This window comes from Ornithinimicrobium sp., assembly GCF_030537745.1.
Taxonomy (GTDB): Bacteria; Actinomycetota; Actinomycetes; order Actinomycetales; family Dermatophilaceae; genus Ornithinicoccus.
The window spans coordinates 6,447-13,370 of the sequence record NZ_JAUNVI010000069.1 but is presented as its reverse complement, the minus strand read 5'-3'; the positions used below and the strand labels follow the sequence as shown (position 1 = coordinate 13,370).

The following is a 6,924-nucleotide window of genomic DNA, read 5'->3' as shown; positions in this document are numbered from 1 at the left end:
GTGCGGGGGTCGGCTTCCTGCCCGGCGTGAATGGCGCGCGTGGAGAAGCCCTGGGCCTCGGGTGCAGACATGACAACCACCGTAGTTGGCGGCGTCGTTCATCCAATCGGCGGCGGCTGCGGGTCCTCACGGGGCGGCTCACGGGGCGCGAAGCGGTCGAGCATCGACTCGACCACCGTCCCCGCCGTGCGGGCGCTCGGCGTGTAGCCGAGCAGGACGGGCAGGAAGCAGTCGGAGCGCAGCGTCTTCATCGCCAGCTCACTGGTGGCTCGCACGGTGGCCGTCCGGCGAACCTGCCGGAGCAGAGCGATCTCCCCGAATCCCTGTCCCGGGCCCAGCGTCGCCACGAGCTGCCCGTCGCCGATCACCTCGACCTGGCCCGACTCGATCACGAAATAGCGGTCCGCCACATCCCCCTGGTCGAAGACGACCTGACCCCCGGCCACGTCAACCCGTTCCAGACCGCGAGCGAGCTGCTCGACGGCGGGCAGCGGAAGGAGGTGCAGCATGGGCAACCCGTGCAGCAGGGCGATGTCCTCGTCGCGGACCTGGATGGACTTGTCCATCCGTCGCAGGCTCCGCCATGCCGCCGCCGCGACAACCGGACACAGCAGACCGACGGTCACCAGCGCCGGACGGACGCCGGCCCCGCCGACCAGCAGCGAGGCGACGAGTGCGCCCACACCGATGGACAGGGCGACCAGGCTCTCCAGCACCCCGAACACCCGCGCGAGCACCTCGTCCGAGGCCAGTCTGGCCAGCAGCGTGAAGCCCGCCAGGTCGATGATCGAGTTGCCCACGCCGACGCAGGCCAGCAGGGCCAGCGCCGCGATCTGCTGCGGGAAGACGCCGATGAGGGTGACGGGCACCCCCCACAGGGCCACCCCGACCGCGAACCACGCGCCCAGCCGTTGCGTGCCGAGCAGCAACGACGAGCCGAGTGAACCCAGGACGGCACCCGCCCCGATGGCAGCGGTGAGCGTGCCGACGCCCGGCTCTCCAGTCCCCAGCAGCTCGATGGCCACCACCACCGTCAGGACGGTCAGCGCCCCTCGGGTGAAGGACTGCGCCGCTGCCAGGCTCATGATGATCGAGATGTCCCGGTCCCTGCGGACGGTTCTGATCCCTTCGACGGCTGACCCGAGCAGGGTCTGCGTGGGCGCCGCCGGCCGCGGAGGCGCGTCGTAGTCCAGCCGCAGCAGGAGCGACGCAGCCCACAGCGAGGCGCCCGCGGCCACCGCGAACACGACGCTCACCCCGGTGAACCCCAGCAGGACCGCCGCCAGCAACGGACCCACCAGGGTGGCCGCCGCGTCGAGCAGCCCCCGCACCACGTTGGCGCTGGCGAGCTCGTAGCCGGTATGGCACAGCGACGGGAGCAGGGCCGAGTGTGCGGGGCGGTAGAGCGTGGCGGCGACGGTGGACAGCACCGCGAGCGCATACACGACCGGCGTCGGTCCGCCGAGACCCACGATGAGCGCGGCGGCCGCGGTGAAGAGGCCGCGCGCGAGGGAGACGACGACCAGGACGCGCTCCCGGCGCCCCCTGTCCGCCAGCGGCGACAACAGGGGAGCGACGATCGCGGACGGGACCATGCGAAGGAGTCCCACCAGCCCGACGGCCGTAGCACCACCGTCCCGGTAGGCCACGATCCCCAGACCCACGGTGAAGGCCCACTCAGCGGTCCACGCTCCGAGAAAGCTGAGCTGGGCACGCCGGAGGTTGCCGTTCTTCGCGTTGCTGACGAACGCGTCCGCGGCGCTGCCCAGTCGGCCCCGGGCTCCGACGCCTGCCACCCGAGGCACGATACCGCTCCGCGCGGGTCCGCGACCTAGAATGGCCTGCATGTCCGCTCTCTCCCGCGACGATGTCGCGCATGTCGCCATGCTGGCGCGGATCCAGCTGTCCGAGGACGAGCTGGATCGTCTCGCCGGGCAACTGGATCAGATCGTCGGCTGGGTCGGCCAGGTCAACGAAGTCGCTGCCGCCGACGTGGCACCTATGTCGCACCCCCTGCCCCTGGTCAACATCACGCGCGCCGACGAGGTTCGCCCCAGCCTGAGCAGCGAGCAGGCCCTGTCCAATGCGCCCTCCGCGCAGGACGGACGCTTCGGCGTGCCGCGGATCCTGGACGAAGAGTAAGGCGAGGACCCCCTGATGAGTAGACCCACGGACCTGACCGGGATGACCGCTGTCGCGATGGCTGACGCCCTCGCGGACGGTCAGATCACCTCGGTCGAGCTGACCCAGGCACACCTCGACCGCATTGAGCGGCTCAACCCTGCCCTGAACGCCTTCCTCCTCGTCGACGCCGTCGGCGCCCTGGCCACGGCGGCCGACGTCGACGCGCGCCGGGCCGCTGGAGAGGACCTGCCCCGACTCGCGGGAGTCCCGATCGCCGTCAAAGACATTGCCTGCACCCAGGGTCTGGCCACCACCGCCGGGTCCAAGATGCTCGAACACTTCGTGCCGCCCTACGACGCGACCATCGTGACGCGCCTCAAGGACGCTGGCCTGCCGATCCTCGGCAAGACCAATATGGACGAGTTCGCCATGGGCTCCTCTACCGAGCACTCGGCGTTCGGGCCCACCCACAACCCGTGGGACCTCGAACGGATCCCCGGCGGGTCTGGGGGCGGCAGTTCGGCCGCGGTCGCGGCATACCTCGCTCCGCTGGCGATCGGCTCCGACACCGGCGGCTCGATCCGCCAGCCAGCATCCGTCACCGGCACTGTCGGCGCGAAGCCGACCTACGGCGGGATCAGCCGCTACGGCGTCATCGCCCTGGCGTCCTCACTGGACCAGATCGGCCCGTGCGCTCGCAACGTCGCGGACGCGGCGCTGCTGCACGAGGTCCTCGGCGGCCACGACCCGATGGACTCGACCTCGATCGATGCCCCCGTCCCGCCGATCGTCGCGGCATGTGACACGCGCGACCTCACCGGCGTCAAGATCGGCGTCGTCAAAGAGGTCGGCGAGGACGGCTTCCAGGCCGGGGTGCTGACCCGCTTCCACGAGGCGCTGGGCCACCTGCGCGACCTCGGCGCCGAGATCGTCGAGGTCTCCTGCCCGCACTTCGTCTACGCGATGCCGGCTTACTACCTGATCCTCCCCTCCGAGGCGAGCAGCAACCTGGCCCGCTACGACGCGATGCGTTACGGCCTGCGCGTCGACCCGGGGGGCAGCCCGAGCGCCGAGCAGGTCATGGCAGCCAGCCGCGACGCCGGCTTCGGGGAAGAGGTCAAGCGGCGCATCATCCTGGGCACCTACGCGCTGTCCAGCGGCTACTACGACGCCTACTACGGCCAGGCGCAGAAGGTGCGCACCCTCATCGCGGGGGACCTGGCGGCGGCGTTCGAGCAGGTGGACGTGCTCGTCAGCCCGACGACACCGACGACTGCCTTCAAGATCGGCGAGAAGATTGACGACCCGATGGCGATGTATCTGAACGACCTGACCACCATCCCGGCCAACATGGCAGGCATTCCCGGGATGTCGATCCCGTCCGGGGTGGCGGAGGAGGACGGGCTGCCGGTCGGCATCCAGATCCTGGCCCCCGCGATGGCCGACGACCGCATGTATGCCGTGGGCGCTGCCCTTGAGGCGCGGCTCGCGCAGGCCCAGGGCGGCCCGGTGCTGGACCACGCCCCCGAGATCGAGGTGAAGGCATGACCACCATGACCACTGAGGCGACCGTGCCCTTCGAGGAGTTGCTGACGCGCTACGAGCCGGCCCTCGGCCTCGAGGTGCACGTCGAGCTCAACACCGCGACCAAGATGTTCTGCGGTTGCGCGACCGGCTTCGGTCAAGAGCCCAACAGCCAGACCTGCCCCATCTGCCTGGGGATGCCGGGCGCGCTACCCGTCGTCAACGCCACGGCTGTCGAGTCGGCCATCCGGATCGGCCTCGCGCTCAACTGCTCCATCGCGCCCTGGTGCCGGTTTGCCCGGAAGAACTATTTCTATCCAGATATGCCGAAAAACTTCCAGACCTCGCAGTATGACGAGCCCATCGCCTTCGACGGGTGGCTGGACGTGGAGATCCCCGCCGAGGACGGTGAGGGCATGGCGACCTTCCGGGTGCAGATCGAGCGCGCCCACATGGAGGAGGACACCGGCAAGTCCACCCACGTCGGTGGCGCCACCGGTCGCATCCAGGGCGCGGACTACTCGCTGGTCGACTACAACCGGGCCGGCATCCCGCTCATCGAGATCGTCACTAGACCGTTGACCGGCGCGGGTGCGCGGGCTCCGGAGGTGGCCAAGGCCTATGTCTCGGCGCTGCGCGACCTCATGCGTGCCCTGGACGTCTCCGACGTCAAGATGGAGCAGGGGTCGATGCGCTGCGATGCCAATGTGTCGCTGATGCCGATCGGGTCCACCACGCTGGGCACCCGCACCGAGACCAAAAACGTCAACAGCCTCCGCTCGGTCGAGCGCGCCATCCGCTACGAGATGTCCCGCCACGCCGCGGTGCTGGACGGCGGCGGATCCATCCTGCAGGAGACCAGGCACTGGCACGAGGACACCGGCGTCACCACGTCCGGTCGCCCCAAGTCGGACGCCGACGACTACCGCTACTTCCCCGAGCCCGACCTGGTCCCGGTTGCCGCCTCGACAGAGCTGGTCGAGCGACTGCGGACGACCTTGCCGGAGAATCCTGCGCTGCGCCGCAAGCGGCTGCAGGAGGAGTGGAGCTTTACCGACCTGGAGATGCGCGACGTCATCAACGCCGGCGCCATCGAACTCATCGAGGAGACCGTGACCGCCGGCGCCACCCCGGCCGCCGCGCGTAAGTGGTGGACCGGCGACCTGGCTCGTCGGGCCAACAACGATGGCCTGCCCGTCACCGACCTTGGCGTCACCCCCGCCCACATCGCCGAGCTCCACCAGCTCATCCAGGCCGGCCGGCTCAACGACTCGATGGCCCGGCAGGTCTTGGAGGGCGTGGTCAGCGGCGAGGGCACGCCAACCCAGGTGGCGGACGCCCGTCGGCTCACGCTGGTCCAGGACGACGGCGCGCTGCAGGCTGCGGTCGACGCGGTCATCGCCGCCAACCCCGACGTCGTGGAGAAGATCCAGGGCGGCAAGGTGCAGGCGGCAGGTGCACTCATCGGCGCAGTGATGAAGGCGATGCGCGGCCAAGCCGACGCGGCCAAGGCTCGCGAGCTGATCCTGGAGACTCTGGGCGTCGAGGGCTGAACCCAGCCCGTCACTTGCGGTCGGCTAACGTGCCAGATATGCCGCGTGTCGCCATACCTGATGAGCTCACCGCCCACCTCGAGCCGGTCGACGGAGTGGAGATGCGGTTCTACGACCCGCGCGACCGGGAGTCCGTGCCCGGCGGCGGCGAGGACATCGACGTGCTGGTGCTGCCGACGATCGCGGGATCGTGGATCACCAAGATGGCGCTGGTCCCGGGTCTTCGTGCGGTGATCCTGTCCTCTGCGGGTTACGAGCACGCCCTTGCCTATCTGCCGCAGGGCGTGGTGCTGGCGAACGCCGTCGGCGTGCACGACACCGCGACCGCCGAGCTCGCGCTCATGCTCGCGCTCGCGGCGCAGCGCGACCTAGTCCGCGCCGTCCTGTCGCAGCAGGAGGGGGAGTGGGCGCGGCCGGCGCCGGGGCAGGGTCGGTCCTTGGCCGACTCCAGAGCACTGGTCCTTGGCTACGGCGGCATCGGCAAGGCGTTGGCCCGACGGCTGCTCGCCAGCGAGTGCCAGGTCGTGGCCGTCGCCAGTCAGCCGCGTGACGGTGACGATCTGGTCGACCAGGTCCACGGCATCGAGGAGCTGCCCGACCTGTTGCCCGAGGCCGACCTCCTCTTCATCAGCGTGCCTCTGCTCCCGGCGACCGCAGGGCTGGTCGGGGCGGAGACGCTCCGTGCCCTGCCCGATGACGCACTGGTCGTCAACGTGGCCCGCGGCGGCGTCGTCGACACGGACGCGCTGATTGCCGAATGCGCGAGCGGACGCCTGCGTGCGGCCCTCGACGTGACCGACCCCGAGCCGCTGCCAGCTGGTCACCCGTTGTGGACCACGCCAGGCGTCCTCATCACCCCGCACGTCGGCGGTGCCTCGCCAGCTTTCCTCCCGCGGATGGCGAGCTATGTCCGGACTCAACTCGCCTCCTACCGCGACACCGGCACCCTCCAGCACGTCGTCGCCCCCCGACCCCCCGCCCCCGCCGCCTGACACCCACCGCACCGCACGGTGTGGCAACGGTGCCCGTTCGGTGGGGGGAGGAGGCCGATAGGGTCGAGCCATGAGCCGCAGACTTGTCCTCATCCGGCACGCCAAGGCGCAAGGGGAACACCCTGGGGGAGACCACGAGCGGGAGCTCGCGGATCGGGGCGTCGCCGACGCCGCTGCCCTGGGCGGATGGCTAGAGGACCAGGATCTGCTCCCCGACCAGGTCGTCGTCTCCACCGCGGCGCGGGCGCGCACGACCCTGTCAGCCGCGCTCACCGACGGCGACGACGTCGAGATCTGGGAGGACCGCCGGGTCTATGACGGGGGAGTCCACGGCATCGCGGAGGCGATCCGCGAGACGCCCGACGAGGCGAGCGTGCTGTGGGTCGTGGGCCATGAGCCCACGATGTCGACCCTGGTGTGGGACCTAGCCGACGAGGACCAGCTGCAGGAGGACCTGCGCGATCAGCTCTCCCGTGGCTTCCCGACCGGGACGGCCGCCGTGCTCACTCTCGAGTCGGCCTGGGGCGACCTCGGGAGCGGCACCTGCCGGCTCGTGGCTCTGCAGACCGGCCGAGGCGAGCGGTCCGCGCACTGACACGCTCCGGCTGACCGAGATGGAGGGCGGTCGCGCCGGGAGCATGGGTGCGGCATTGCCATCGGGTTGGGCAGTGCCGGTGCGGGCGTCTAGAGTTGCCGACCGTGACTGCACCGGTGATCAACGCGCGGGGGCT

6 protein-coding genes are annotated in these 6,924 nt (G+C 70.4%); 5 read left to right on the top strand and 1 reads right to left on the bottom strand.

Annotated features, from left to right (window positions below; genetic code table 11):
* Window positions 1–98: 98 nt before the first annotated feature.
* Window positions 99–1,796, bottom strand: a complete 1,698-nt coding sequence (locus Q4P07_RS12215) for an MFS transporter (RefSeq protein ID WP_303375192.1) — start codon at window positions 1,794–1,796, stop codon at window positions 99–101.
* Between the two features lie 49 nt (window positions 1,797–1,845).
* Between Q4P07_RS12215 and gatC the strand changes: the two genes are divergently transcribed.
* The 5 genes from gatC (at window position 1,846) to Q4P07_RS12190 (ending at window position 6,788) form a co-directional block, all read left to right on the top strand.
* Window positions 1,846–2,142, top strand: a complete 297-nt coding sequence (gatC, locus tag Q4P07_RS12210) for an Asp-tRNA(Asn)/Glu-tRNA(Gln) amidotransferase subunit GatC (RefSeq protein ID WP_303375191.1) — start codon at window positions 1,846–1,848, stop codon at window positions 2,140–2,142.
* 15 nt (window positions 2,143–2,157) lie between these two features.
* On the top strand, window positions 2,158–3,672 hold the full coding sequence (gene gatA / locus Q4P07_RS12205) for an Asp-tRNA(Asn)/Glu-tRNA(Gln) amidotransferase subunit GatA (protein WP_303375190.1): 1,515 nt from the start codon (window positions 2,158–2,160) through the stop codon (window positions 3,670–3,672).
* Complete coding sequence (gatB, locus tag Q4P07_RS12200) at window positions 3,669–5,201, top strand: Asp-tRNA(Asn)/Glu-tRNA(Gln) amidotransferase subunit GatB (RefSeq protein WP_303375189.1); 1,533 nt, start codon at window positions 3,669–3,671, stop codon at window positions 5,199–5,201. The genes gatA and gatB overlap by 4 nt, the downstream gene beginning before the upstream one ends.
* Before the next feature lie 38 nt (window positions 5,202–5,239).
* Window positions 5,240–6,193 (top strand): NAD(P)-dependent oxidoreductase, encoded by a 954-nt coding sequence (locus Q4P07_RS12195; protein ID WP_303375188.1) that lies wholly within the window; start codon window positions 5,240–5,242, stop codon window positions 6,191–6,193.
* A 70-nt stretch (window positions 6,194–6,263) separates the two neighbouring features.
* The gene (locus tag Q4P07_RS12190; RefSeq protein WP_303375187.1) at window positions 6,264–6,788 is read left to right on the top strand and encodes a histidine phosphatase family protein; all 525 of its coding nucleotides are present in this window, start codon (window positions 6,264–6,266) and stop codon (window positions 6,786–6,788) included.
* Window positions 6,789–6,924: the final 136 nt, after the last annotated feature.

Coding starts and splice junctions, on each gene's coding strand:
- Q4P07_RS12190 (WP_303375187.1), top strand. CDS start 6,264: ATGAGCCGCAGACTTGTCCTCATCCGGCACGCCAAGGCGCAAGGGGAA.
- Q4P07_RS12195 (WP_303375188.1), top strand. CDS start 5,240: ATGCCGCGTGTCGCCATACCTGATGAGCTCACCGCCCACCTCGAGCCG.
- gatC (WP_303375191.1), top strand. CDS start 1,846: ATGTCCGCTCTCTCCCGCGACGATGTCGCGCATGTCGCCATGCTGGCG.
- gatB (WP_303375189.1), top strand. CDS start 3,669: ATGACCACCATGACCACTGAGGCGACCGTGCCCTTCGAGGAGTTGCTG.
- gatA (WP_303375190.1), top strand. CDS start 2,158: ATGAGTAGACCCACGGACCTGACCGGGATGACCGCTGTCGCGATGGCT.